This is a genomic window from Pseudoduganella sp. HUAS MS19, assembly GCF_053615455.1.
On sequence record NZ_CM132133.1, the window covers coordinates 2,849,450 to 2,875,421 of the forward strand.

26 protein-coding genes are annotated in these 25,972 nt (G+C 65.0%); 8 read left to right on the top strand and 18 right to left on the bottom strand.

Going from position 1 to position 25,972, the window contains the following annotated elements:
- The first annotated feature begins 55 nt into the window (after positions 1 to 55).
- Positions 56 to 421 carry a hypothetical protein gene (locus ACWBU6_RS13030; RefSeq protein ID WP_452649197.1) on the top strand — a complete coding sequence of 122 codons (366 nt, stop codon included), beginning with the start codon at positions 56 to 58 and terminating at the stop codon, positions 419 to 421.
- Here ACWBU6_RS13030 and ACWBU6_RS13035 read toward each other — a convergent pair.
- Positions 367 to 1,002 carry a cysteine hydrolase family protein gene (locus ACWBU6_RS13035; RefSeq protein WP_452649198.1) on the bottom strand — a complete coding sequence of 212 codons (636 nt, stop codon included), beginning with the start codon at positions 1,000 to 1,002 and terminating at the stop codon, positions 367 to 369. The two genes, ACWBU6_RS13030 and ACWBU6_RS13035, sit on opposite strands and share 55 nt — an antisense overlap.
- 80 nt (positions 1,003 to 1,082) lie before the next feature.
- Here ACWBU6_RS13035 and ACWBU6_RS13040 point away from each other — a divergent pair, with 80 nt between their 5' ends.
- Positions 1,083 to 2,042 (top strand): GlxA family transcriptional regulator, encoded by a 960-nt coding sequence (locus tag ACWBU6_RS13040; protein ID WP_452649199.1) that lies wholly within the window; start codon positions 1,083 to 1,085, stop codon positions 2,040 to 2,042.
- Here ACWBU6_RS13040 and ACWBU6_RS13045 read toward each other — a convergent pair.
- Genes ACWBU6_RS13045 through ccmA form a run of 14 tightly spaced genes read right to left on the bottom strand, consistent with a single transcriptional unit; the run spans position 2,028 to position 12,683 of the window.
- Positions 2,028 to 2,609 carry a cytochrome c3 family protein gene (locus ACWBU6_RS13045; RefSeq protein ID WP_452649200.1) on the bottom strand — a complete coding sequence of 194 codons (582 nt, stop codon included), beginning with the start codon at positions 2,607 to 2,609 and terminating at the stop codon, positions 2,028 to 2,030. The genes ACWBU6_RS13040 and ACWBU6_RS13045 overlap by 15 nt on opposite strands.
- 10 nt (positions 2,610 to 2,619) lie before the next feature.
- A complete protein-coding gene (locus ACWBU6_RS13050) occupies positions 2,620 to 3,102 on the bottom strand; it encodes a nitrate reductase cytochrome c-type subunit (protein ID WP_452649201.1) in 483 nt (160 codons plus the stop codon).
- Between the two features lie 5 nt (positions 3,103 to 3,107).
- Positions 3,108 to 5,603 carry a periplasmic nitrate reductase subunit alpha gene (gene napA, locus ACWBU6_RS13055; protein ID WP_452649202.1) on the bottom strand — a complete coding sequence of 832 codons (2,496 nt, stop codon included), beginning with the start codon at positions 5,601 to 5,603 and terminating at the stop codon, positions 3,108 to 3,110.
- Positions 5,600 to 5,869: a chaperone NapD gene (locus ACWBU6_RS13060; protein ID WP_452649203.1), complete on the bottom strand. Its 270-nt coding sequence runs from the start codon at positions 5,867 to 5,869 to the stop codon at positions 5,600 to 5,602. The genes napA and ACWBU6_RS13060 overlap by 4 nt, the downstream gene beginning before the upstream one ends.
- Positions 5,870 to 5,871: 2 nt before the next feature.
- Positions 5,872 to 6,033 (bottom strand): periplasmic nitrate reductase, NapE protein, encoded by a 162-nt coding sequence (gene napE, locus ACWBU6_RS13065; RefSeq protein ID WP_452649204.1) that lies wholly within the window; start codon positions 6,031 to 6,033, stop codon positions 5,872 to 5,874.
- 37 nt (positions 6,034 to 6,070) lie between these two features.
- Positions 6,071 to 7,162, bottom strand: coding sequence for a tetratricopeptide repeat protein (locus tag ACWBU6_RS13070; RefSeq protein ID WP_452649205.1), 1,092 nt, complete (start codon positions 7,160 to 7,162; stop codon positions 6,071 to 6,073).
- Positions 7,159 to 7,482: a cytochrome c-type biogenesis protein gene (locus ACWBU6_RS13075; protein ID WP_452649206.1), complete on the bottom strand. Its 324-nt coding sequence runs from the start codon at positions 7,480 to 7,482 to the stop codon at positions 7,159 to 7,161. The genes ACWBU6_RS13070 and ACWBU6_RS13075 overlap by 4 nt, the downstream gene beginning before the upstream one ends.
- A complete protein-coding gene (locus ACWBU6_RS13080; RefSeq protein WP_452649207.1) occupies positions 7,475 to 8,002 on the bottom strand; it encodes a DsbE family thiol:disulfide interchange protein in 528 nt (175 codons plus the stop codon). The genes ACWBU6_RS13075 and ACWBU6_RS13080 overlap by 8 nt, the downstream gene beginning before the upstream one ends.
- Entirely contained in the window at positions 7,999 to 10,002 is a 2,004-nt protein-coding gene (locus tag ACWBU6_RS13085) for a heme lyase CcmF/NrfE family subunit (RefSeq protein ID WP_452649208.1), read from the bottom strand. The genes ACWBU6_RS13080 and ACWBU6_RS13085 overlap by 4 nt, the downstream gene beginning before the upstream one ends.
- Positions 9,999 to 10,448: a cytochrome c maturation protein CcmE gene (ccmE, locus tag ACWBU6_RS13090; RefSeq protein WP_452649209.1), complete on the bottom strand. Its 450-nt coding sequence runs from the start codon at positions 10,446 to 10,448 to the stop codon at positions 9,999 to 10,001. The genes ACWBU6_RS13085 and ccmE overlap by 4 nt, the downstream gene beginning before the upstream one ends.
- Positions 10,445 to 10,618, bottom strand: coding sequence for a heme exporter protein CcmD (ccmD, locus tag ACWBU6_RS13095; RefSeq protein WP_452649210.1), 174 nt, complete (start codon positions 10,616 to 10,618; stop codon positions 10,445 to 10,447). Before ccmD ends, ccmE begins: the two co-directional genes overlap by 4 nt.
- On the bottom strand, positions 10,615 to 11,385 hold the full coding sequence (locus ACWBU6_RS13100) for a heme ABC transporter permease (protein ID WP_452649211.1): 771 nt from the start codon (positions 11,383 to 11,385) through the stop codon (positions 10,615 to 10,617). Before ACWBU6_RS13100 ends, ccmD begins: the two co-directional genes overlap by 4 nt.
- A 15-nt stretch (positions 11,386 to 11,400) precedes the next feature.
- Positions 11,401 to 12,069 carry a heme exporter protein CcmB gene (gene ccmB / locus ACWBU6_RS13105; RefSeq protein ID WP_452649212.1) on the bottom strand — a complete coding sequence of 223 codons (669 nt, stop codon included), beginning with the start codon at positions 12,067 to 12,069 and terminating at the stop codon, positions 11,401 to 11,403.
- On the bottom strand, positions 12,063 to 12,683 hold the full coding sequence (gene ccmA, locus ACWBU6_RS13110) for a cytochrome c biogenesis heme-transporting ATPase CcmA (RefSeq protein ID WP_452649213.1): 621 nt from the start codon (positions 12,681 to 12,683) through the stop codon (positions 12,063 to 12,065). The genes ccmB and ccmA overlap by 7 nt, the downstream gene beginning before the upstream one ends.
- A gap of 144 nt (positions 12,684 to 12,827) precedes the next feature.
- On the opposite strand from ccmA, the gene ACWBU6_RS13115 reads away from it, so the two are divergent.
- Complete coding sequence (locus tag ACWBU6_RS13115) at positions 12,828 to 15,026, top strand: carbohydrate binding family 9 domain-containing protein (protein ID WP_452649214.1); 2,199 nt, start codon at positions 12,828 to 12,830, stop codon at positions 15,024 to 15,026.
- A 9-nt stretch (positions 15,027 to 15,035) separates the two neighbouring features.
- Here the strand turns inward: ACWBU6_RS13115 and ACWBU6_RS13120 are convergent, their stop codons facing one another.
- Entirely contained in the window at positions 15,036 to 16,250 is a 1,215-nt protein-coding gene (locus ACWBU6_RS13120) for a diguanylate cyclase domain-containing protein (protein ID WP_452649215.1), read from the bottom strand.
- 115 nt (positions 16,251 to 16,365) lie between these two features.
- Positions 16,366 to 18,492 (bottom strand): TonB-dependent receptor, encoded by a 2,127-nt coding sequence (locus tag ACWBU6_RS13125; RefSeq protein ID WP_452649216.1) that lies wholly within the window; start codon positions 18,490 to 18,492, stop codon positions 16,366 to 16,368.
- A gap of 92 nt (positions 18,493 to 18,584) precedes the next feature.
- Between ACWBU6_RS13125 and ACWBU6_RS13130 the strand changes: the two genes are divergently transcribed.
- The 5 genes from ACWBU6_RS13130 to ACWBU6_RS13150 all read left to right on the top strand — a co-directional run bounded on the left by ACWBU6_RS13130 (position 18,585) and on the right by ACWBU6_RS13150 (position 24,070).
- A complete protein-coding gene (locus ACWBU6_RS13130) occupies positions 18,585 to 19,841 on the top strand; it encodes a PepSY-associated TM helix domain-containing protein (protein WP_452649217.1) in 1,257 nt (418 codons plus the stop codon).
- A 20-nt stretch (positions 19,842 to 19,861) separates the two neighbouring features.
- Positions 19,862 to 20,866, top strand: a complete 1,005-nt coding sequence (locus ACWBU6_RS13135) for a diguanylate cyclase domain-containing protein (RefSeq protein ID WP_452649218.1) — start codon at positions 19,862 to 19,864, stop codon at positions 20,864 to 20,866.
- A 75-nt stretch (positions 20,867 to 20,941) separates the two neighbouring features.
- Positions 20,942 to 21,700, top strand: a complete 759-nt coding sequence (locus ACWBU6_RS13140; protein WP_452649219.1) for a TorF family putative porin — start codon at positions 20,942 to 20,944, stop codon at positions 21,698 to 21,700.
- 10 nt (positions 21,701 to 21,710) lie between these two features.
- Positions 21,711 to 23,699, top strand: a complete 1,989-nt coding sequence (locus ACWBU6_RS13145) for a methyl-accepting chemotaxis protein (protein ID WP_452649220.1) — start codon at positions 21,711 to 21,713, stop codon at positions 23,697 to 23,699.
- A complete protein-coding gene (locus ACWBU6_RS13150) occupies positions 23,696 to 24,070 on the top strand; it encodes a four-helix bundle copper-binding protein (protein WP_452649221.1) in 375 nt (124 codons plus the stop codon). The genes ACWBU6_RS13145 and ACWBU6_RS13150 overlap by 4 nt, the downstream gene beginning before the upstream one ends.
- Here the strand turns inward: ACWBU6_RS13150 and ACWBU6_RS13155 are convergent, their stop codons facing one another.
- Positions 24,071 to 25,750 carry a diguanylate cyclase domain-containing protein gene (locus tag ACWBU6_RS13155; protein WP_452649222.1) on the bottom strand — a complete coding sequence of 560 codons (1,680 nt, stop codon included), beginning with the start codon at positions 25,748 to 25,750 and terminating at the stop codon, positions 24,071 to 24,073.
- Positions 25,751 to 25,972: the final 222 nt, after the last annotated feature.

Below are 25,972 nucleotides of genomic sequence, written 5' to 3' on the forward strand. Positions count from 1 at the left end.
GGCTCTGGGATAGGGGGCGCATCATGGTGGCATCCATCAGCAGGAGGGTATTGCCATGATCAGCAAGGAGAAAATGAACCCGGTTGCGCCGGACAGTCTGAAAGCGCGGGCGCCTGGCGTTGAGCCGGGCGGTGAGCAGCGCGGCGCGCCGCAGGGCAGCAATGTACAGCGCGGCAGCGACACGCTGCAGCGCGATACTGCCGGCGTAGGTGAGCGGGGCGGCGTGGCCAGCCAGCAGACTGGCTGGGCAGCCCGCCAGTCGGCGCAACGGATGCGCCAGCGCGCCGAAGGCGAAAGCGGCGCCGGCATGCAGCAGGACCAGCATGCCGGTGCGCAGGAGTCGGCCACCGGCCCTGCCGGCAAGCGTCAGACCGACGAGGCGCGTCCCAAGCTGTCACGGGCGCGCGAGTTGGACAAGTAGATATTGTCACTGGCCAGTGCGCGGTTGGCGCTGACAGCGTCGGCCCAATCGCGCGTGGTCGTTACGGCCGCGAAGTTGGAGTGGAACACGACGCTGAAAACGCGGTGGATTTCTTCCGCCGTTGCGCGGCCGGCTGTGTTTTCATAAGGCAGCGAACCGGTGGCGTCGGACAGGTATTCCACCGCCAGGCCCATATGCGCCGCCTCGATGATGGTTGAGGCATTGCAGTTGTGCGTCATGTAGCCGGCGATCGCCAGCGTGTCGATCCGCTTGTCGGCCAGCCATTGCGCCAGGCCGGTGCCGGCAAAGCTGCTGGCCAGTTTCTTGCTGACGACATGGTCGGCGCCCTGCGCCGCCACTTCCGGGTGCAGTTGCCAGCCATCCGACCCGACAGCGAATACCGGCGCGGCGGCAGGGGTGTCGTGCTGCACTACTACGACCGGAATGCCGCTTTCGCGCGCCACCTTCATGGCTTGCACGATATTGGGCAGCGATTGCCCGACTGGCGGGTATTCGATCGGCAGCTTGCCGGTAAAGTATTCGTTCTGTACGTCGATCACGATCAGGGCGCGGCGTGGCATGTTGTTTCCTCCATGTGGGTTGTTGATGGAAGAGATTCTGCGCCTGGCGCCGATATCGCAACAGTGGCCCGGGAGACAATATGCGATACAATCGGGCCATGCGCAAAAAAGTGGCCATTATCGCCTTTGACGGCATTACGCCGTTCCACCTGTCCGTGCCTTGCCTGGTTTTCGGCGGGCCGCACGCCGAGCATTTATACGATGTCACGGTATGCGCAGCCGAGAAGGGACCGATGCGCACGACGGCCGGATTTGAGATTGCTACCGGCAAGGGCCTGCGTGCCCTGGATGGCGCGGACATCGTCATCATGCCGACCTGGCACGACGACTGCCGGCCTTCGCCGCCGGCGCTGCTGCGGGCGCTGCGGCGGGCGCATGCCCGCGGGTCGACCATCGTCGGCGTGTGCCTGGGCGCTTTTCCGGTTGCGGAAGCGGGCTTGCTCGACGGCCGTACGGTCACCACCCACTGGGCGTTTGCCGGCCAACTGGCGGAACGCTGCCCGCAAGTGAAAGTCGATGAGGGCGTGCTGTATGTGGACGAAGGCGACGTGCTGACGTCGGCCGGAGCGGCGGCGAGCCTGGATTGCTCGCTCTACCTGCTGCGCAAGCTGCAGGGCGCCGATTATGCGAATATGGTGGCGCGCCGCCTGCTGGTGGCGCCGCACAGGGAAGGCGGGCAGGCCCAGTTCATCAGCCGCCCGGTGCCGGCGACCGCCAGCGACAGCCGGCTGGCGCAGGTGCTCGATTGGGTGCAGCACCGCCTGGCGCAAGAGCACAGCCTGGATGCGCTGGCCGAACGGGCCGCCATGAGCCGCCGCAATTTCACGCGCCACTTCCGGCAAGCCACCGGTACCTCGTTCAAGCAATGGCTGCTGAACCAGCGCCTGGCCCATGCCCAGCGCATACTGGAGAGCAGCGACGCCCCGATTGAAGCGGTGGCGCAGGCCGCCGGTTTCGGCAGCGCGCTATCATTAAGGCAGCACTTCCGCGCTGCCTTCCACAGCTCGCCGTCGGCTTACCGCAAATTATTTGACGCCTGACATATCCGGCAGGGTATGCGCGATGCCCTTGTGGCAGTCGATACAGGTCTTTTCGCCGCTGGCCAGCTGGGTCGAGTGGGCATCCACCGCGCGCTTGCTCTGGCGGGTGAAGTCCATGGAATCGAACTGGTGGCAGTTGCGGCATTCGAGCGAGTTGTTGGCCTTCATGCGCCGCCACTCATTGCCTGCGAGCTGGAGGCGGTGCGCCTCGAACTTCTCGCGGGTGTCGATGGTGCCGAACACCTTGCCCCACACTTCCTTGGAAGCCTGCATCTTGCGGGCGATCTTGCTGGTCCACTCGTGCGGGACATGGCAATCGGAGCACTTGGCGCGCACTCCTGTGCGGTTGGAGAAGTGGATGGTGCGCTGCAGTTCAGGATAGACGTTGTCGCGCATCTCGTGGCAGCCGGTGCAGAACTTCTCTGTGTTGGTGGCTTCCATGGCGGTGTTGAAGCCGCCCCAGAATACCACCCCGGCCACGAAGGAACCGATCACCAGGAAGCCCAGGCTAAGGTGCATGCTTGGGCGGCGCAGGACGTTCCAGTAGTTTCGAATCAGCCTGATCATGGCATCACCCTTATTTCTGCTTTGCCGGCTTGGCTGGCGCGGCCTGGTTCAGCATCGTGTCGACGTCCTTGAACTGGTTCGGTACCAACGGTTCCAGGTTCGCCTGCGGCACGTGGCATTGCAGGCAGAAGTAGCGCCGTGGCGACAGCTCGGCAAGGAAATTGCCGTCACGGTTCTGGAAGTGCGTCACGCTGATCATCGGCGCCTGGCTTTCCTGGGTGCGGGTGCGGGCATGGCACATCATGCAGCGGTTGGCGCTCTTGTCGATCTGGTAGCCCTCGATCTTGTGCGGGATGACCGGCGGCTGCATGGCGTAGTTGCGCACGCGCTTGACGTCGCTGTTGTCGGGATTGACCATCGGCGCCGGCCTGGTGGTTTCGGCCAGCGGCGTCGGACCGCGCATATTGTCGAGGGCACGCGGTGCCTGCGCCTGGGCGAGGACGGACAGCGGCAGCAGGAGTGCGAGAAGGAATGCGAATTTTTTCATGGCCATGGCTCCTAAACCTTGCGGATGCTGACTGCGCACTTTTTGTAGTCAGTCTGCAAAGAGATTGGGCAGGTAGCATCCAGCGTCACCTTGTTGACAAGCTGGCTGGCGTCGAAGAACGGGATGAATACCAGTCCGCGCGGCGGCCGGTTGCGGCCGCGTGTTTCAACGCGCGTATGGATCGCGCCGCGCCGCGACTTGACCTCGACCAGGTCGCCGCGCCGCGCGCCAAGGGCTTTGGCGTCCTCCGGGTGCATGAAGCAGACGGCATTCGGCACGGCGCGGTACAGTTCAGGAACGCGGCGTGTCATGGTGCCGGTGTGCCAGTGCTCCAGCACGCGGCCGGTGGACAGCCAGAACGGATATTCCTGGTCCGGCGATTCGGCCGGCTTCTCATAAGGCAGCGCAAAGATCACGGCCTTGCCGTCCGGATGGCCGTAGAAGCGCACACCTTCGCCCTTCTTGACATAAGGGTCCAGGCCTTCGCGATAACGCCAGCGGGTTTCCTTGCCGTCAACGACCGGCCAGCGCAGGCCGCGCGCCTGGTGATAGGTGTCGAACGGTGCCAGGTCGTGGCCGTGGCCGCGGCCAAAGCTCGCGTATTCCTCGAACAGGCCTTTTTGCGGATAGAAGCCGAAAGCCTTGGCCTCATCGTTCTGGTAGCCCGCTTCGATCTGCGAAACGGGGAATTTGTCGACCTGGCCGTTGCGGAACAGGACATCGAACAGCGTCTTGCCCTTGTAGGCAGGCATGGCCGCCAGCAGCGGCGCCGGCCACACTTCTTCCATTTTGAAGCGCTTCGAGAATTCCATGAGTTGCCACAGGTCTGAGCGCGCCTCGCCCGGCGCGCTGACCAGCTGGTGCCAGAACTGGGTGCGGCGCTCGGCGTTGCCATAGGCGCCTTCCTTTTCCACCCACATGGCCGTTGGCAGGATCACGTCGGCAGCGGTGGTGCTGGCGGTCGGGTAGGGGTCGGACACCACGACGAAGGCATTCGGGTTGCGAAAGCCCGGCAGGATCTCGCCCATGATGTTCGGGCCGGCCTGCATATTGTTGTTGCACATGACCCAGTAGGCGTTCAGCTTGCCGTCCTTGAGCATGCGGCTTTGCAGCACCGCGTGGAAGCCGGGCTTGTCGGGAATGGTCCCGGGCGGCAGCTTCCAGATTTTCTCGGCGATTTCGCGGTGCTTGGGATTGGCCACCAGCATATCGGCGGGGAGTCGGTGCGAGAACGTGCCTACCTCGCGCGCCGTGCCGCAAGCGGAGGGCTGTCCGGTCAGCGAGAATGGGCTGTTGCCCGGCGAAGAGATTTTTCCCGTCAGCAGGTGGATGTTGTACAGCAGGTTGCTGCACCAGGTGCCGCGCGTATGCTGGTTGAAGCCCATGGTGAAGAAGGACATCACCTTGGTTTTCGGATCGGCGTACAGTTCGGCCAGGCGCTCCAGGCGGTCGCGCGCAACGCCGCTCAGCTTCGATACGGATTCCACATCGTAGGCGCTGACGAACCTGGCGAATTCTTCGAACGTGCTTGGCTTGCTGCCGCCGGCATCGCCGGCATTGGTGGCCGCCTTTTGCAGCGCATTGTCGGGGCGCAGGCCATAGCCGATGTCCTTGTTGCCCATCACGAAGCGCGTGTGCCGGTTGATGAAGTCCTTGTTCACGCGGTTGTTCTTGATGATGTAGTTGGCGATGTAGTTCAGGATCGCCAGGTCGGTCTGCGGCGTGAAAACGATGGGTTGGTCGGCCAGTTCGAAGCTGCGGTGTTCGTAGGTCGACAGCACGGCTACCTTCACGTGCGGGTTCGACAGGCGGCGGTCGGTAATGCGGGTCCACAGGATCGGGTGCATCTCCGCCATGTTGGATCCCCAAAGCACGAAGGCATCGGCCGCCTCGATGTCGTCGTAGCAGCCCATCGGCTCGTCCATGCCGAAGGTGCGCATGAAGCCCGCCACGGCGGATGCCATGCAGTGGCGTGCATTCGGGTCGAGGTTGTTGGTGCGAAAGCCTGCCTTCATCAGCTTGGAGGCGGCGTAGCCTTCCCAGATGGTCCATTGGCCGGAGCCGAACATGCCAACCGCGGTCGGGCCTTTCTCGTTCAGCACTTTCTTGAATTGCCTGGCCATTTCATCGAAGGCGGTATCCCACGAAACAGGCTGGAACTCGCCGTCCTTGGCGTATTTGCCGTTCTTCATGCGCATCAGGGGCTGGGTCAGGCGGTCGGCCCCGTACATGATCTTCGACAGGAAGTAGCCCTTGACGCAGTTGACGCCGCGGTTGACTTCGGCGTTGATGTCGCCATGCGTCGCCACGACGCGACCGTCCTTGACGCCGACGTTGACCCCGCATCCCACGCCGCAGAAGCGGCAGGGCGCCTTGCTCCATTTGAGCTGGGTTTTGGCGGCGTCGGTGACGACATTGGAGGCGACGGCAGGCAACTGGATGCCGGCGGTGGCGGCTGCCGTCATCGCGGCAGTCTGTGTGATGAAATCACGGCGAGTCTGTTTCATTGTAATTCCTCGTCCATTGAGTTGGCGGGTTCGGCATGCTGGTAAACCAGGGCGACGTTGAGGACGCCGGGCAGGGCCCGGATGGCGTCCATCGCGTCGAGTGTGCGGGGCGCGCTTTCCGCTTCCAGCGTGACGATCAGTCGACCGTCCGCTTCAGCGGCGTGCACGATGCAGCGCGGCAGGATGGCCAGCTGCGCACGCACTTCCGCAAGCTGTGCGGGAGAAGCGTGGACGATGATGCCGGCGATGTGGATTTCGGCGGCCATGGTCATGCACCTGGCAGGCGGCCGGTGAGCATCTGGTACATCCATACGATGAATCCATAGCCGCCCACCGTTGCTACCGCGAGGATCGGGGCCAGGACCACCGTCATGAACAGGAAGACCTTCAGTTCTTGCGCCTTGGTGGCGACGGGTTCTTTGTTTTCCATTTGTTCACCATTTTACGGAGTAAGGTGCTTCATAAAATTAGCGCAGATCAAGCGCTTTATCTAATACAGAACTTTCTGCCGCGGGACGGCGCACGGCCAGTTCAATCACCAATCCGCTGGCGCCTGCGGCGACCGGGCCGGCCTGTCCTTCAAGCTCTCCCGCTTGCGGCGTGGCACTGCCGCTGGCGGAAATACGGGCGCCTACGATCAACTGGCCGGCGTCGGCCAGGCGCGTGCCGGATGCCAGTGCGCTGCTGTCGTCCAGCACAAACTGCAGCGGCAAGTCCCCGGCCTTTCGTTTGATCGCGGCCAGCGGCATCGGCGATCCGTTGGCGGCGCGGGCGTAGATGAACAGCGTCTGGCCGGGAAGTGGCGCGGCGCTGCCGGGCGCTAGCCGGACCGTGCCGGAGAGGCTTGCGGTGGCGCCGCCGCTGGCCGGCATGCCCTGGCGGGCGCGCGCCTGCGCGATGCCGGACTGCGTCGAGCGCGCGAATTCGGAGTCGTCGGGCACCAGCGGCAAGACTGCCAGCCATTGCTTTTCCGCGCGGGCGAAGTCGCCGCGGGCAAAGGCCGCACTGCCGGAAAGCGCGAGTGCCTTCGGTTGCTGCGGGTCGATGGCAAGCGAGCGTTCTATCAGGCGCTCCGGCTCACCGGCAAGGGCGCCGTTTCGTGCGGTGGCCAGCGCATCGGCGTAATCGGCCAGCACGCCGGCGTCCCGAGGCAGGAGCGTGGCGACGTGGCCGTAGGCTTGGGCGGCATCGGCGTGGCGGTTCATGGCGCTGTAAGAGCGCGCCAGCATATGCCAGCCGTCAATGTCCTGCGGCTGCGTGCGAAGGCGCGCCGCCAGGCGTTCAACCATGGCCGGGATATCTTCTTCGGACGGCCCATGGTCGGCAGGGGTGGCGGCGGCCGCCAGCAGCTCGGGCGGCATGGTCAGGGCGTCGGGACGGCCAACCTGCATGTAGATGGCGACTGCCGCCGCCGGCATCAGCACGGCCAGTGCCAGGGCCAGGCGCGTTTGCGGCTGCGGGCCAGCCAGGGCGCCGGCGGTACGGCGCAGCAGCGGCGGGACCACGCAGGCCAGTGCGATGGCGGACATCAAGCCGACGATGGCGATAAACATGTTCATTTCCTGGCCTTCCAGAATCCGCGCAGCGCCAACACGCCGAATGCGAGCAGCAACAGTGGCCCGAACCAAAGCAGGGCCGTGCTGGCGTTCAGCGGCGGTTCGTACAGGACAAAGTCGCCGTAGCGCTGGACCATGAACTCCACCACTTGCTGTTCGCTGCGGCCCTGGGCCAGTTGCTGGCGGATCTGCTGGCGCAGGTCGAGCGCCAGTGGCGCGTGCGAATCGGCCAGGCTCTGGTTCTGGCATACCAGGCAGCGCAGCTCTTCCGCCAGCGCCATGGTGCGCGCCTCCAGCGTGCTCACTGTCGCGACATCAACCATGCGCCAGCTCCTTCACCATGCGGGCTACGCGCTCCCGCGCTTGCGGCAGGGACAGCGGTCCGACATGCTTCATGCGGACGATGCCGTGGCGGTCGATGACAAAAGTCTCCGGTACGCCATACACGCCGAAATCGATGCCGATGCGGCCGTCATGGTCGAAGGCGACTTGGCGATATGGGTTGCCGTGGTTCTTCAGCCAGCGCAGCGCGTCGTCGCGCTGGTCCTTGTAGTTCAAGCCGATCACCGGCGCATCGACGGCGCGCGACAAATCCATCAGGTCCTTGTGCTCGATGCGGCAGCCTTCGCACCAGGACGCCCACACGTTCAGCACCCACACGCGGCCTTGCAGCTTCGCCGGCGACACGCGCTCGGCCGGATTGTCCAGCAACTGCGCCGAGAATTGCGGCACCGGCTTGCCGATCAAGGGCGAGGGCAGCTCGCGCGGATTGCGCTGCAGGCCGGCCGCAAGGAAGGCGAGCAGCACTGCGAACAGGCCAATAGGCAGAATAAAGCGTTTCATTGAGGCTCCTGCAGCAGGGGGATGGCGGCCAGGGCGGGCAATGCCGCCTGGGCCGCCTGGCCGGCGCCGGCCGATGGAATGGCGCATGGCACGGCCTGGCGCGCTGCGCGATAGCGGCGATCGGACGCCGCCAACAGGCCGCCAAGGGCGAACAGCACGCAGCCGCCCCAGATCCAGCCGACGAAAGGCTTGAGCTGGATGCGCAAGAGCCAGCGGCCATCGCCGGCCGAATCGCCAAGCGATACGTACAGGTCGCGCAGAAGGCTGCGGTCGATGGCCGCTTCCGTCATGGTGTCCTGCGCCACGGTATAGCGGCGTTGCTCCGGATGAAGGAGCGCCACCGTCTGGCCGTCGCGCCTGATGGCGACAGTGGCGCGCAGGGCGGTGTAGTTTGGCCCGCGCGTGTCTTCCAGCTTCTGCAATGTGAAGCCGTATTCCCCAAGCGACGCTTGCTGGCCCGGCGCCAGTACCACGTCCTGCACCAGTTCGTGGCCCTTGACCATGGTAACGCCGATCACGAATACGCCCAGGCCGGCGTGCGCTGCCAGCATGCCCCACCAGGAACGCGGCTGGCGTGCCAGCTTGCCGCGTTGCTGCAGCAGCTGCCATGCGGTGCCAAGCAGTATCCACGCGGCGAGCAGCAGGCCGAGAGAAGACATCAGCGAACCGCGCACCAGCAGCGCCGCGCCGATGCCGGCGCCGCCTGCGATCGCTGCAGGCCAGCGCAGGCGGCGCGCCAGCTGCGCCAGCGTGCCGTTGCGCCAGCCGGCGAACGGGCCCGCTGCGACCAGCAGCAGCACCGGAATCATCATCGGGACAAAGACTTTCTCAAAATAGGGCGGGCCAACGGAGATCTTGCCCGCGCCCAGAGCGTCCAGCACCAGCGGGTACAGGGTGCCAAGCAGCACAGTGCCGGTCGCGGCCAGCATGACGACGTTCTGCAGAAGCAGCAGCGATTCGCGCGACATTGGCGAGAACTCGGTGCGCTGGCGCAGGCGCGGCGCGCGCCAGGCGTAGAGCATGAGCGAGCCACCGACCACCACCGCCAGGTAAGCCAGGATAAAGGCCCCGCGGCGCGGATCGGTGGCAAAGGCGTGCACCGAAGTGAGCACGCCGGAGCGCACCAGGAAGGTTCCCAGCAGCGAGAGGGAAAAAGCCAAAATCGCCAGCAGCGCCGTCCAGCTTCGGAAAGTGCCGCGCTTTTCCGTGACGGCCAGTGAATGCAGCAGCGCGGTGCCGACCAGCCATGGCATGAAGGACGCGTTCTCGACCGCATCCCAGAACCACCAGCCGCCCCAGCCCAATTCGTAATACGCCCAGAAGCTGCCCATGGCGATGCCCAGCGTCAGGAAGCTCCAGGCCGCCAGCGCCCACGGCCGCGACCAGCTCGCCCACGAAGCATCGAGCCGCCCGCCCAGCAGGGCCGCGATGGCGAAGGCAAAGGTCACGGAGAAGCCGACGTAACCCATATATAGCAGCGGCGGGTGCGCAATCATGCCCGCGTCCTGCAGCAGGGGGTTGAGGTCGTTGCCGTCCGGTGCGGCCGGCAGCATGCGCATGAAGGGATTGGAGGTCAGGATCAGGAAAAGCAGGAAGCCGACCGCCACCAGTCCAAGCACGCCGAGCAGGCGCGCCTGCACTTGGCGCGGCAGTTGCTGCGACAGGCTGGCGGCGGCAAAGGTCCATGCGGACAGCAGCCAGGTCCAGAGCAGCAGCGAACCTTCGTGGCCGCCCCATGCTGCACTCAGGCGATATTGCCATGGCAGCAGGGAATTGGAATGCTGGGCCACGTAGCGCAGCGAAAAGTCGTTGGCGTACAGGGCGTAGAACAGGCAGCCGAAAGCCAGGGTGCTGAAAATGAATTGCCCTGTGGCGGCGGGCCGCGCCAGCGCCATCCAGCGCCCGTCGCCACGCTGCGCTCCGGCCAGCGGCAGCAAACCCTGCACCGCTGCCAGCAGCAGGGCCAGGACCAGCGCGAAATTGCCTGCCTCGGCAATCATGGCGTGCCTTTCAGGGAAGCCGGCGCGCGGCCTTGTTCCAGCGCATGCGCGGCTTCCTTCGGCATATAGTTCTCATCGTGCTTGGCCAGCACCTCCTGGGCCAGGAACAAGGCACCCTGGCCAAGCCGGCCCTGCGCTACGGCGCCCTTGCCTTCCCTGAACAGGTCGGGCAGGGTGCCCTGGTAATGCACCGGCACCTTCTGCACATTGTCGGTGATGATGAAGCTGACTGTCAGGCCGTCGTCCAGGCGCCGCACGCTGCCTTGTTCCACCAGGCCGCCGATGCGGAAGATGCCGCTGCGCGGCGCGTCGCCCGCCACCACTTGCGTGGGCGTGAAGAAAAACACCAGGTTATCGCGGAAGGCGGACAGCACCAGCGTCGCTGCGATTCCGCACGCGGCCAGGCTGGCGCCGATCATGGCAAGGCGTTGGTGGCGCGGCTTCATGCTGCACCTTCGGCGTCATGGCTGGCTACGGCCGCCTGCGCTTCGCGCTCGCGCCGTCCCAGTGCCCTTAGTTCCAGCATCATCAGACCGCACACCACACCAAACGAGCCCCACACATAGGTGCCGTAACCGCCCATGGCCAGGAACTCCTGAAAGCTATGCCAATTCATTTCGACCTCCGGCGCAGCCACGCGGCACTGCCGTGCCGTTCCAGCACGATGCAGCGCGCGCGCCGCAGCGCGACCACAATCCCGTAACACCAGAACGCCGCCACCATCAACAGCATCGCAGCCAGCATGGCCGGCGCCATGGTCGGCGCGTTGCCCAGGGTAACCGACGGCCCCTGATGCAGGGTGTTCCACCAATAAACCGAGAAATAGATGATCGGGATGTTCACCGCTCCCACCAGGGCCAGCATGGCAGCGGCGCGGTCGGCGCGGCGCGGGTCGGCGATGGAGGCGTGCAAGCCCATGTAGCCCAGATAGAGGAACAGCAGGATCAGTTCCGAAGTCAGTCGCGCATCCCACACCCACCATGCGCCCCAGGTCGGCTTGCCCCAAAGGGCGCCGGTCCATAGCGCGAGGAAGGTGAACAGGGCGCCAGTGGGCGCCAGCGCGCTGGCCATGATCGAGGAGACGCCGGTGCGATAGGCCAAGCCGAAACCGGCCCATCCCGCCATCGCCAGGTACACCAGCATCGACATCCAGGCCGCCGGCACATGGACGAAGATGATGCGGTAAGCATCGCCTTGCTGGAAATCGGTCGGCGCAACTAGCAAACCGATACCAAGCCCGGCCAGGCCGGTCAGCACGCCAAGCGCGGTGAACCAGGGGACCAGGCGACCGGCCAGGTAATAGAAGTTACGCGGGGAAGCGAAAGTGAAGAATGTGAGGCGGCGCCGCGCGCCGTTTGCGTTGGAATAATACGGTTGATCCATAAGCTCAACTCCGTCCTACTCGTGTGCGATCCGCAGCGCTGCGGCAGTAGCCCAGGGTGCGGCTGCCAGCGAACCTGCCAGCAGGGCCCCCAGCAACATCAGGTGGGGCGTACTGCCGGTACCATCGCTGGCGGCTACCACGGCGGAGCTACCAAGAATTAGTAAGGGAATATACAGGGGCATCAATATCAGTGCAACCAGCACACTGCCACCGCGCGCGCCCAATGCCAGTCCTGCGCCGATGCTGCCCAGCAGGCTCAGGACGGGCGTGCCAAGCAGCAATCCAAGCCACAGTACGCCGATCGCTTCGGCTTCGAGGCCGTACTGGGTTGCGACCAGCGGCGCCAGCACCAGCAGGGGCAGGCCGGCGGTCAGCCAGTGCGCAAACACCTTGGCCAGCACCAGGATTTCCAGCGGCTGCGGCGACAGCAGCAGTTGTTCCAGCGAGCCGTCCGCATGGTCGTCGGCGAACAGGCGTTGCAGGCCAAGCAGCGAGGCAAGCAAGGCTGCAACCCAGACGATGCCCGGGGCGACGCTGCGCAGCAATCTGGTGTCCGGACCGATCGCCAGCGGAAACAGGGTGGTCGTGACCAGGAAGAAGGCCAGCGGCATCAGCGCGTCGCTGCGCCGCCGCATGGCCAGCAACAGGTCGCGCTGCATCAGCTGGCGGGCCGCTTTCAGCATGTGGCGCCCAGTTGCAAGGAGCGTACGCCCGGCAGGGCCGGGTCCTGGTGGGTGGTCAGGACCAGCATGCCGCCGCGGGCGCAATGCGCCTGCATGACCTGGCCGACCTGTGCTGCCGAAGCCTGGTCGAGCGCGGCCAGCGGCTCGTCGAGAATCCACAAGGGCCGGGCCGGCGCCAGCAGCAGCCGGGCCAGGGCCACGCGCTTGCGCTGGCCTTGCGACAGCAGGCGTGCAGGGCGCTGGCTTTCCGCCTTCAGCCCGATTTCATCCAGTGCCTGCAGGGCGGCCTCGCGGCTGCATCGCTCGCCGGGAAGGCCGGCCAGCGCCAGGTTTTCCCAGGCCAGCAAATCGGGCTTCAAGCCGTCTGCATGGCCGATGTGGAGCAGTTGGGAATGGTAATGGGCGCGCGCGGCGAGGATGGGCCGGCCTTGCCAATGGACTGCCCCGCGGTCGGGCAGGGCCAGCCCGCACAAGGAGCGCAGGAGGGTGGTCTTGCCGCTGCCATTGCGGCCCTGCACCCAAAGCGCTTCGCCGGCGTGCAGCGCAAAGCTGACGCCCGCGAACAGGGTGCTGCGGCCGCGGCGGCAAGTAAGCTGTTGACAGGTCAATCCCATGAATCCCCTCATCGAAGTGGCCTTCATCCTATCACCCGTATGTTCGCTTGCCAGCGTCGAATTGGCAAATCTATAATCTAGATCATGTATCCCCGAAATTTTTTACGCTTCCTGGTTTTTTCCCAGTTTGCTGTATCCATCCCATTGTTTGCCGCCGAAAGCGAAGAACCGAAACGCCGCAGCGTCGCCGCGCATGTGGCGCCGCAAGCGCTTGCGCTGCAGCTCGACGGCCGCCTTGATGACGCGGCCTGGGAGCTTGCGCCCGTCAACACGCGCTTCTATCAATACCAGCCGGAAGACGGGCGCGACGCACCGGAGCGCCTGCGCACCACGGTACGGGTGCTGGTGGACCAGGATGCCCTGGTGCTTGGCATCCGCGCCTGGAACGGTGACCCGAAGACGCTGAACAGTACCCTGGCACGGCGCGACAAGGTGGACCGCGACCAGGACTTCATCGGCATCTGGATCGATCCGAGCGGGCATGGTCGCGCGGCGCAATTCGTGCGCGTCAACGTGGCCGGCGTCATGAGCGACGGCATCTATCGCGCCGATGAAGACGAGGAAGACCTCGGCCCGGACTATCCGGTGGAGAGCGCAGTCCACCTGCTGCCCGACGGGTATACGATGGAAGTGCGCTGGCCGCTGTCGAGCCTGCGCTTCCCTTACGGCGAAGGCAAGCCGTGGCGCCTGATGATCGAGCGCAGCGTGCCGCATGCGGACAATATGCTGCTGCTGAGCGCACCGCTGAAGAAACAGTCCCTGCATTTCATCGCCGAGATGGAAGAGATCGAAGGCATGGCGCAAGTGCTGCCGCGCGTGCAGGACCGGGCATTCTGGGAGTTGCGCCCCGAGCTCACGCAGCGCTTCAACCGCGATTACGGCCAGCGCAGCAAGCAGACCAGCCTTGGCCTGGACATCAGCGCCCGCCCGCGCGCGGACTGGGTCTTCAATGCCATGCTGAACCCGGACTTCTCGCAGGTGGAAATCGATGCCCCGACCAGCAATGGCACCAACCGCATCGCCCTCAGCCTGCCGGAGAAGCGCGCCTTCTTCCTCGAAAGCGCCGACGTGCTGGGCATGCGCCTGCCGGCGTTCTATTCGCGCACCGTGGCCGATCCGCGCTGGGGCATGCGCGCCACCTGGCGCGGTGCCGCGGCGGATGCGACGGCCCTGGCGCTCGACGACCGCGCCGGCGGCGTCGTGATGCGCGGCAGCCCGTATGAAACGCAGGAACACGCCAGCGAGGGCGACAGCAAGGTGACGCTGTTGCGGGCGCGCAGCCATGGCGAGGAAGCGGTGGCCGGCGTTTTCCTGTCCGACCGCGATTACGGCAAGGGCGCGCGCAACACCGTGCTTGGCACCGACGGCCAATGGCGCGCGCCGTCCAACGGCGACGGCCACATCCAGCTGGCGTGGACTGCCATGGCCTCGCGCACGACTTCGCAATTCGACAGCGACGGCCGCGCCCTTGCCACCGGCGCGCGCAACAGCGGCTATGGCTACGGCAGGCTCAATTACAGCTCCGACGACTGGCTGAATATCGCGCAGCTGGAGGTCATCGGGAGCAACTTCGCCAACGATAACGGCTTCGTGCCCCAGGCGGGCATTATCAAGGGCGATCTCGAGCTGAATCGCCGCATGGGCGCGCGCAACCTGGCGTTGTTTGAAGCGTACGAAACGGAGCTGCACCTCGGCCTGCACGAGATCCGCACGCTGTCGCACGAAACCGTGCAGCGCTGGGTGCGGCCCGGCATCTGGTTCTACGCGGGCCGGCAGACGCGCTACTGGGCCGACTTCGGCTTGGACCGCCAGCGCGGGCGCGCCGGGGCAAGGCTGCACAAGACGCCGGCGGCGCACATGGGCATCGAAAGCACGCCATCTTCATGGTTCGTCAAGCTGAAAGGGGAGCTGACGCTGGGCCGCCAGCTCGACGTGGAGGCGGACCAGGTAGGGAAGGGCGGCAACCTGGAACTGGAGGCCAACCTGCGCTTCCCCCTGCCAGGCGGCTGGAGCCTGGAGTCGGACCATCGCTGGAATCGTTCCTGGGTCAAGCACCGCAGCCTGCAGGATTTCAGCGACGCCGGATGGCGCTGGGTCGGCACCCTGCACGCCACACCGCGCGATGCCTTGCGCATGATCGTCCAGAACACCGCGTCGGAGCGCCAGGACTTGCCGCCGCAGTTGCTGGAACCGTGGAGCGAGCGTTACCGCCATCGCTCGCTGCTGTACAAGCGCACCACGCGCCACGACCGCATTGTCTCAGTCGGCGCCACCACTGACGCCAACGGCGCCCTGCCGGGTTCCAGCAAGGGCTTGACGCTGAAAGTCCAATGGGGGATTTGAAGCGCCTGCTTAGACGGTAGCGCGCTGTCTTGCGCGCTGCTTGTCGAAGTACATGGCCCGATCCGCTTCAGCCATCACCTGCGCCACGGTATCGCCGTCCTCGGGAAAGCTGGCGGCGCCGACGCTGGCGCTGACGCGCAACAGTTTGTCCTCCCAGCGAAGCCGCTGGCCGATACGCATCGAGACGGCCAGGCGCAGGCTGTGCAGGCGGTCCGTGTTGTTCGCCGCCAGCGGAATGACGATGACGAATTCGTCGCCGCCAAGCCGGGCCACCATGTCCTCCGGGCGGATCAGGCCCACCAGCTTTTTCGCCACCTCGGCTAATACTGCATCGCCGGCGGCATGGCCATGCTCGTCGTTGATCGGCTTGAACCCATCTAGGTCGATGAACAGCAAGCCGACGCTGTTGCCGCTCACCCTGGCGTCGGCCAGCAATTGCTGCGCCCTGCGCTCGAAGCGCAGCCGGTTCGGCAAGCCGGTCAGGTGGTCGTGCTCGGACAAATGCTGCGACTGGCGCTGTTCGTAACCGGCGCTCTCCAGGTCCTTGCGCAGCATATGTTTCAACAGGAAAGCCTGGCGCGAGAAGTTTTCGCGCGCCAGCATCGACAGCATGCCGATCAGGTTGGTACTGACCAGGAAAAAGACGATGGCGACCAGCACGCTGCTTTCGTGCTGCTCTTGCAGGCCCTGCAGCCCGGTGGCAAGCGCCAGGTACACCACCGTGAGCGTACCGCCGAGGATGCACGCTGCAAACGGTGTGACATAGGTCCAGGTGTACAGTGCAGTCGTGACCAGGGTCAGGCCGGCGTAGTAATGTGTCCAGGAAGCCTCGCCTGGCGAGGAAGCTGCGATGATCGCCTCGATTCCCGCACCCCACAGGGCATACAGGCCGATCGTCAGGGCATTGTAATTGTCGGTAAACCACTGGCGGTTGCGCCATGCGCGCAGCAGGCACGCCAGCGTTGCCAGCACGACCACGGTGCGCACGGCCCACGCAAAGCCCACGGAATTGGGCAGGGCCCAGAGATCGAGAATGCCGAAGCACAGGTAGAGCAGCATGCAAAGCATGCAAGCCTGGCTGAAAGCACGGTATTTTGCCGGGACGATGTCCAGCTGATAACTCTCTTCCAGCGCGGCCGGGAAGTCAGCCGCTTTGGGCAACGAAGGATCGCGCGGATAGGCACGCGCAAAATTGAAAACCGAGTTGAGCGATAGGGTAGCCACTGCCAATTCCTTGTCTGGAACAGGTGGCGAGGTCTTGGCCGGAATGAAAGGTTGCGCGAAGGTGGGGCGCGGGGACGTTGGCAGTATACCTCAGTCCCGCGCGCGGGTGTGTTGTTTAGAACGAACGCGTCAGGCTGACTGACAGGGTGCGGCCGCGGCCGGCGAAATGCGCCCCGGTGTCCTTGAAGCTGACCGATTGCGGGTAGTAGCCGACATACTGGCGGTCGGTCAGGTTCTCGATGCCCACGCCCAGCTTGCCCCATGGCGAGTCGTAGCCGGCGGCCAGGTCGAACAGGGTGTAGCCGTTGAAGTGTTCTTCCAGGTTGGACGTGTTCACCATGCGGCCTTCGTTGATGTCGCGGTCAAACAGCTTGGCCGCTTGCAGGCGCAGGTTTGCCTTCGGCATGAATTGCCAGTTGGTGCCGGCCACCAGCTTGGTCGGACCTTGCGAACGGGCGCCGAGCGCCACGTCCATCGGCGCGCCGGCGGTAGTGGCGGTCTTGCCCATGGTGCGGGCGAAGGAGCCGAAGGCCGACAGCGTTTTCGATGCCCGCAGTTCGCCGGAAATTTCCCAGCCGCGCACCGTGGTCGGAACGCGGTCCAGCTGGCCGATGCCGGCGGCGTTGATGCGCAGCGCGGTACCCAGCTTGGAGCGCGAGTCGTAGAAGGAGGCGCCCACGTTGCCCATGGCGCCGCGCCAGTTGACGCCGATCTCGTTGTTGCGCGTGATGACAGGCTGCATGTCGAACAGCTGGTCGACCGACTGGCCAGGCTTGTTCACGGCGCGCAGCACCAGGCCGACGTCCGGCAGGCCGAAGCCTTCGGCGCTCGATACGAAGGCCGACCAGTTCTGGTCGAAGCGCCACACGGCGCCGATGTTCTTCACGTTCTTGGTGAAGGAGCGTTCGCCGCCCCGTACCAGGCGGCTGCCGTAGGCTGCCAGGGTGGTATAGGTGTCGACATTGAGCTTGGCGTCTTCATGGCGGACGCCGCCGCGCACTGTCAGCGGGCCGTACTCGTATTCGAGCTGGGTGAACGGGGCCAGCGAGGTGAAGTCCAGGGTCGGCACCCAGGTGCGGCCGGTGCCGGCCAGCCATTGCTTGGTGCGGTCGCGCAGGTAGTCCAGACCGGCCGTGAATTCCAGGCCCTTGACCAGGGTATCCGGGCGCACGTAGGTCAGCTTGGCACCGTATTTGTCGGCCACCACCTCGGACTGGTCATACAGGGTGCCGCGCGGCGCAAGCGCCGTGTCCTGGAAAGTGGCGGTGTTGGTAGCGCCGTACAGCGAGGCGAAGTCCTGCTTGAACAACTGGGCGTTGAAGCTGCCGCCCAGCACGTCGTTGTGGCGGTATTCCAGGCTGCTGGTCTCGACCTTGTTGCGTGGCGGCGCGCCTGGCGGCGTGCCTGGCGTGGCGCTGGTCGGGGTGCCATTGGCGAAGTTGGCCGGGACCGGGGCGTAGTCGCCATCGCCTTCCATGCGGAAGCGGTTGATGGTCAGCTGCAGGCGCTGCTCGCCGAAGTTCTTGCCGATCTTGAAGAACAGGTCGGTGCCTTCGGAGTCCATCGTGTCGCCTTGCACGGTTTCGATGCCGAGCGGGCGGCCCTGGCCGTCATAGCCCAGGCCGCGCTGCTGGATGCTGCCGAATGCCAGCAGGTCGAAGTCGCCCGACTTGTGCTGCAGGGTGTAGCCGGTCTTCCAGTCCAGGCTGTCGTGCCGCAGCTGGGACGACAGGCGCGCATTCACGCTATGGGTGGTGCCGTCGGTCTTGGCCGACTTGGTGATGTAGTTGACGATGCCGCCGGTGGCGCCCATGCCCTGCATGGCGGAAGCGCCGTTGATCACTTCCACGCGTTCGATGATGGCGGTGTCGGCCACATAACCTTCACGCATGCCGCCGCGCAGCGGATTGGTTTGCGGTACGCCGTCCAGCAGGATCAGGGCGGCGCGACCGCGCAGCGATTCGCCGGTGGAGCTCATTTTCTGGCGGCTTGGAGCGTAGCCGGGGATGTAGGTGGCCAGGGCGGCGGAAGGATCGTCTGCCAGCAGGTACTGCGCTTCGAGTTCCTTTTGCGAGATCACGCTTACCGCGCCCGGGATCTTGTCCACGCTCTTGCTGTTGCGGGTTGCCGTCACGACCACTTCCTTCATCGGCTCGCCGGCTTCTTGCGCCATTGCCACAGCGCCGGGAAGGGCGATGCAGGCCAGTGCCACGGCACGGGTGAGGGGATTTAATGTGGTCATGGAGTGACTCCTAAACAGAAAGATACAAAAGAAGGCAGCAATGATAATCATTCTCATTTATAATTTCAAACATTTTATTGCTGACGTTAAAAATGCTGACCGGCTTGCTGCGTGCACGACTGCGCGATCTCCACCTGTATGTGTCCCTGGTATTCGGGGCGATATTTGTCATGGCCGGCCTGACCGGCGTGGTGATCGCATGGACCCACGAGCTGGATGCGGCGCTGAATCCCGGCCTGTTGCATTCGCGCGGCGGGCAAGGCAAGGCCGATGCCGCGCCAACCCCGGCCCAGGCCCAGGCTGCATTCGACCGCCTGGCCGCCGATCCTGCTTATGGCAAGCCGACCACACTGATGCTGCCGTTCGAGGCGGATGACGTCTACGTGGCCTGGTATCGCAAGCCGAACAAGGACAAGGGCAGCTTCGACAACGACATCTCGCGCCAGGTCATGCTGGACCGCTACACGCTGGACATCCTCGGTGAGCGCAACTACGGCGAGATCGGCGTGTCGCGCGAACTGTTGATGCCGACCCTGTTCCAGTTGCACCGCTATATGCTGGCCGGCGAATTCGGCAAGACCGTGATCGGCATCAGCGGCTTGCTGCTCATGCTCACATCGCTGCTTGGCCTGGCGCTGTGGTGGCCGAAGCACACCCTTGCCAGCTTCCGCAAGTCGCTCACCGTGCGCGGCGGCGTGACGTCGCGCCAGTTCAATTACAGCTTCCACCGCTCGGCGGGCTTCTTCATGACGCCGGTGCTGGCTGTGCTGGGCTTCACCGGCATGGCCATGAACCTGCCGGACTGGGTGCGGCCCGTAGTGGGGGCTGTGGCCACCCTCGAACACAATGGCAAGGTAGCCAATGGCCCGGCCGCGGGACGGCAGCCGATCGATGTCGCTGCCGCCTTGGAAATCGCGCAGCAGCGCGTGCCGCAAGGACGCCTGTCGCGTGTGACGCTGGGCTCGGCCAAGGCGCCGTATGAGATCCGCATGCGCCAGGAAGGAGAAATCCGGGCAGGCGACGGCAATACCCGCGTCAGCGTGGACACCTTCAGCGGTGCGGTGTTGCGCGTACGCGACCCGCTGACCGCGGCCTCCGGCGACACCTTCCTCAACTGGCAGTTCCCGCTGCATACCGGCGAAGCTTTCGGCATGGCGGGCCGGGTCCTGGTCTCGTTCAGCGGACTGGCGCCGCTGGCCTTCATGGTCACCGGCCTGGTGTTATGGCTGGGCCGCCGCGCCCTGCACCGCAAGGCCCGGGCCGCAGCCGCGCAAGCTAGCATTAAAGAAGTTAAAAACATTGCCAACCGGTCACAGCCACACTTAGAATTGGAGCGTGAGAATGTGTGAGATTTTGTGGCCGCGGCAAGATGAGTGCACCGAACTTGAATCCGGCAATATTGCTGGAGATCATCAATCTTCAAACTGATATTGCCCGCCAGGGCCTGGACCTGGGCGGCGTGATGCAGCTGGTCTGCCAGCGCGCCGGCGCCTTGTGTGGCGCCACCGCCGCGGTGGTGGAACTGGCCGAAGGCAGCGATATGGTGTACCGCGCCACGGCCGGCGTGGCCGAAGGTGCGCTCGGGCTGCGCCTGAAACGCGAAGGCAGCCTGTCCGGCCTGTGCGTGGCGCAGGACCAGATCCTGCAATGCGACGATTCCGAGACCGATCCCCGGGTCGACCGCGCCGCCTGCCGCAAGGTCGGCCTGCGTTCGATGCTGGTGGTGCCTTTGCGCCATGAGGGCGAGACGGTCGGTGTGCTCAAGGTCGGCGCACCGCATGTGGATGCCTTCGATGCCTACCAGGCGCAGATCCTCGGCCTGCTGTCGGAACTGATCGGCGCCGCCATCTACCATGCGGTGCAATACGAATCGAGCGACCTGTATTACCGCGCCACACACGATGCCCTGACCAGCCTGGCCAACCGGGCACTGTTCTATGACCGCCTGCGCCAGCAACTGGCGCAAGCCAACCGCGCCTGCAGCAGCGTGGCCGTGCTCAACATCGACATGGACGGCCTGAAGGCAATCAACGACAGCCTGGGCCACCGCGCCGGCGACGCCGCCATCTGCCAGGTGGCCGAACGCATCTCGCGCGAGCTGCGGCAGGAAGACCTGGCAGCCCGCCTGGGCGGCGACGAGTTCGGCATCATCCTGTGCGGCGTGCGCGACCGCGATAGCGTCGGCAACAAGTGCAACAGCATCACCCATGCCATCGGCGCCCCGTTTGAATTCGAAGGCCGTGCACTGCGGCTGGGCGCCAGCATCGGCTACGCCATCAGCCCGGAAGACGGGCAGGACATGGACCGGCTGATCGAACTGGCCGACCAGGCCATGTATCGTGTAAAACACGCACGCAAGGCTGTTGCAGCGTAGTATCGTTTGGAGTTGGTACGGATAGCCTGATAGTATTGTTTGCATCTCCCCGAACAATAAGAAAGCGAGGGCGCGATGAAACGTTGCTTATGGTTGGCGGCTTTGCTGCCGCACGCAGTCATGGCGCAGGAGCCACCGGCGCCATCCCTTACCACTACTGTTACGTTTGCCAGCCAATACGTCTCGCGCGGCATCCGGCAGACCTGGGACAAACCGGCGCTGCAGCTTGGCATCGATTATGTCCATCCCAGCGGCCTGGTTGCCGGTACCTGGGCTTCCAATGTCAGCGACAAGTTCATCGAAGACGCCTGGATCGAATGGGACTTATACGCCGGCTATTCCGCAAGCAGAGGCGATATCGGCTACAGCCTGATCCTCTACCAGTACCTGTATCCCGGCGCTCGGGTCAGCGCCACCGATACCACGTTCAACTACACCGAGTTGTCGCTGGGACTGACCTACAAGTCCGCCTACGTCAAATACAACTACACGGTCAGCCCACATTTCTTCGGCATCACGCATGGCCGCGGCACGCGCTATCTCGACATCGGCCTGAACCAGGACCTGGGCAATGGCTACACGCTCAACCTGCATGCCGGCGATGCGCGCGTGGGCGGCGCCGGCAACAGGATCTGGGACTGGCGCGATGCCAAGGCCGGCGTTACCAAGACGCTGCAAGGCGGCTGGTCGATTGCGGCTGCCGTCACGCGCGGCTGGGGCGCTACCAATGTGTATCGCGACTACACCAGCGGCGTGCCCGATGCCAACGGCCAACTGGCTTTTTCCAACACTGAGAAGGCCACCTTTATCCTGACCGTCGCCAAGACCTTCTGAGGAGCGCCACATGTTGTCGAACCTCTCGCTGAATGCCAAGATCAATTTCGCCGCGACCGCACTGGTGGTGCTCAGCCTGGGCATCACCGCGGCCGTCACCGGCTACGAGGCCAGCCGCACCGCCGAGCGCGATGCGATGAACCTGGCGCGCACCCAGGCCGCCGCCGCCGCGTCGGCCCTGCAAGCGCGCATCGTCCGCAACCTGGCGGCCGTGATCCAGCTTGGCGCAACCCAGCGTGCCACGCGCGGCAGCAACCTGCCGCTGTCGCGCGAACAGACCGGTGAAATCACCAAGACCGTGGTGCTGGGATCGGAAGACCTGATTGGCGGCGCGGTGACCTGGGAGCCGAATGCACTGGACAACAGGGATGCAGAATACGCCGACAAGAAGCCGGAGTTCGATGCCAGCGGCCGCTACATGCCTTATTACACCAAGGCGGCGGGCGGCGGCACCAACGTCGAGCCCATTGTGTTCGACCCCAAGCCGGGCGCCAACGACTGGTACGATATTCCCAAGCGAACCGGCAAGGTCTTCTTCACCGAGCCATATTCTTATCCGGTGAGCGGCAAGGACGTGCTGATGGCCTCACTGGTGGCGCCGATCATGATCGGCGGCGAGTTCCGCGGCACCGCCAGCGCCGACTTCATGCTGACGCGCCTGGGAGAAATCCTCAAAGGCCTGAAGTCGATCGAGGGCGGACGCTTGTCGCTGGTCTCGAATGGCGGGCTGTATGCCAGCAATCCCACAGAAGCCCTGGTGGGCAAGCCGGCCGGCGACATCCCGAAGGAAGGCCTGGAGGCGATCCGCTCCGGCCGGCCTTACGAATACACGGACAAGGCCGACATGGTGCACCTGCTGCAGCCGCTGACGCTGCATCCGGACATCGCGCCGTGGGCGGTGAAAATGAGCTTCCCCCATGCGGTAGCGACGGCGCCGGCGCGCGACCTGCTGAAATATACCTTGCTGGTTTCGCTGGTCTGCGCGGTGGCAATGGGGCTGATCCTGGTGACAGTGCTGTTCCGCCTGATGCGGCCGGTGCGCGAACTGGCCGACGCGATGAACGGCCTGGCCAGCGGCGACGCCGACCTGGGGGCGCGGCTGGAAGTACGGGGCAAGGATGAACTGGCGGTCATCGGCACCGGCTTCAATACCTTCGTCGCCAAAATCCATTCGGTGCTGGCGCGGGTGCGCGAATCGTCGGAGAGCGTGGCCACGGCCAGCACGGAAATCCGGCAGGGCAATACCGACCTGTCCTCACGCACCGAGCAGCAGGCCAGCGCGCTGGAGCAGACCGCCGCCACGATGGAGCAGCTGACCAGCACGGTGCGGCAGAACGCCGACAATGCACGCCAGGCCAACCAGCTTGCGGCGCAGGCCTCGGAAGTGGCTGCGCGCGGCGGCCAGGTGGTGTCGCAGGTAGTGGATACCATGGCCTCGATCAACAATTCCTCGCGCAAGGTGGTCGACATCATTTCCGTGATCGACGGCATCGCTTTCCAGACCAATATCCTGGCCCTGAATGCAGCAGTGGAAGCGGCGCGCGCGGGCGAGCAGGGCCGCGGCTTTGCGGTGGTGGCAAGCGAGGTGCGCAACTTGGCGCAACGCAGCGCGGCGGCGGCGAAAGAAATCAAGGAGCTGATCGGCAGCTCGGTCGGCGAAGTGGAAGCCGGCAGTGCGCTGGTGGCGCAGGCAGGCACTACCATGGACGAGGTAGTGGCCAGCGTGCGCCGCGTCAGCGATATCGTCAACGAGATCAGCGCGGCCAGCGGCGAACAAAGCAACGGCATCGGCCAGGTCAACCAGGCCATCAGCCAGATGGATGGGGTGACGCAGCAAAATGCGGCGCTGGTCGAGCAGGCAGCCGCGGCGGCGGAAAGCTTGCAGCAACAGGCGGCCACACTGGTGGCGCTGGTGGGCGAATTCCGCATGGGACAAGCGGTGCGCGCTCCAACCCGGGCGAGTGCTAGTCTGGCCCTTTCCGAAAGGAGGCCGTCATGACCCAGCAACAGTACCAAAGCTGCATTGAAGCCTGCAACGATTGCGCCGCCGCCTGCGACCATTGCGCCGCCAGCTGCCTGCAGGAGCAGGACGTGACCAGCCTGGCGCACTGCATCGCCACCGATATCGACTGCGCCCAGGTCTGCCGGGTATGCGTCGGCCTGATGCAGCGCGGCAGCAAACTGGCTTCAAGCCTGTGCGAGGCATGTGCCGAGATATGCGATGCCTGTGCCGACGAGTGCGAGCAGCACACCCACGAGCATTGCAAGGATTGCGCGATCGCTTGCCGCCGCTGCGCCAGCGAATGCCGCAGCATGGCCGGCATGGCGCAGTCGCAGGTGCGGCCGGCGGTCATTCCGCCGCGCCATTGATCAGAAACGGCTGGAGGGCCAGTTCTTCCTCTCGCCTTTGTCCGCTTTAGCCGGGGCGGCGAAGTCGCGGACCGAGAGAATGCGCTCGGCGCCGACGGTATTGACCGCAAAGCCGTTGCGGCCGGCGGCCTTGACGCAGTACAGTGCCTGGTCGGCGGCCAACATCACCTTGTCCACATCGGCCGGCAACTCGGTCGTGAGCGCGATGCCGATGCTGGCCGTGACGTTGAGCGGGCGGCCATTGACTTCAAACGGCGCTTGCATGGCCGCCACGATTTTCTGGCCCAGCAGGTTGACGTCGTGGCCGGCCTCCAGGTGCTCGAACACGATCACGAATTCGTCGCCGGCGATGCGCGCCACGGTGTCGGTGCTGCGCACGGCATGGCGCAGGCGGCCGGCAAACTGCACCAGCACGGCGTCGCCCGCCTGGTGGCCGAAATTGTCGTTGATCCCCTTGAAGTAATCGATGTCGAGCACGGCCAGGCCGATCTGCTGGCCGGCGCGGATGGCGCGCTTCAAGGCTTGGGGGAAGAATTCGTCGAACATGCGGCGGTTGTGGGCGCCGGTGAGCGGATCGGTGGTGGCCAGGCGCTGCAGGTTGCGTTCAGCCATCTGCTGCTGGCGCGCAACCTGGTAGAAGGCGCGGCTCAGGTGCCCGAACTCATCGGGCTTGCCCGAATTGAACTGTTCAATGTCGATGTCGCCGCGGCCGAACGCACGCACCTGGCCGTGCAGCTGGTACAGGGGCGCCAGCAGGGCGCGCAGCAACAGCCATGCCGCCAGGCCGGCGGCCAGGGCCGCCACCGAGGCGGTAGCCAGGGCGCGCCAGCGCAGGGCGGTCATGGAAGCAAAGACATCGCTGATCGGGAAGGAGACGGCGATCGTCCAGTCGGCCTTGTGCAGGCGCTTGTGCGCCAGCAGCACTGGCTGGCCCTCATCGACCGCATCATCGCGCCAGCCGTCGACATTGGCCAGCACGGCGTGGCCCAGGGTGCCTGGGCCGGCAGCCTTGCTCAGCACGCGGTTCTGGTCGGGATGGTACAAGGTGGTGCCGTCGGCAGTGAGGATGAAGAGATAGCCCTCGGCTTTGCCGCGCAGCGCGTTCAGTTGGCCGGCAAAGGCGGGGCGCTGCAGGTCGATGGTGCCGACCAGGATGTAGTCGATGCGGCCATCGTGACCGAACACGGGCTGGGTAATGGCCAGCACCGGGCGGCCAGACAGCACGCTGCGGAACGGGGCCGAAACAATGCCTTCCTGGGCGGCGACGGTATCGCGGAAGTACTGCCGGTTCTTACTGTTGAGCTTGCCGATCATGCGGCGGTCCTGCAGGTTGGCCACCAGCTTGCCGTCGGGATCGTAAGCGGTGACGTTGAAAAACTCATCGCGCAGCGCGCCGCGCAGTTCGAGCTGGGCCTGGACCTTGGACGGTGCAACCGGCTCGGCGTGCATGCTCTCGGCCAGCAGGCGCAGAACTTGCTGTTTGGAAGTGATGTCGCGGTCGAGGTAGGCCGCCGCGCTCGCCAGCATGGACATTTCCTGTGCGGCGATTACCTTGCGCATTTCCTGCTCGGCCACCAGTAGGGAAACGCCGGCCACCAGCGCAGAGGCCAACATGACCATCAGCACCAGCAGGGCAGCAATCTTGAACTTGAAAGTCCGGAGTCTGGGAATTTGGCGCACAACCGTCCCCTGAAAGGGAAAATGCCAGGCGAGGGTTTGGCCAGAGGGAAACGTTGCGCGGGGGTAAGGCGCAGGCGCAGTATAAATCAATGCGCCCGCCCGGGCTACCGCAGCACACCACTCGTTGTCCCAAGACAACTCAACAGTAGCAGCGTGAAAGTCGGGGTCAGCTCCGGCAATCGGACATTTCGCGCAGCGAAATGTCCGATTGCCGGAGCTGAC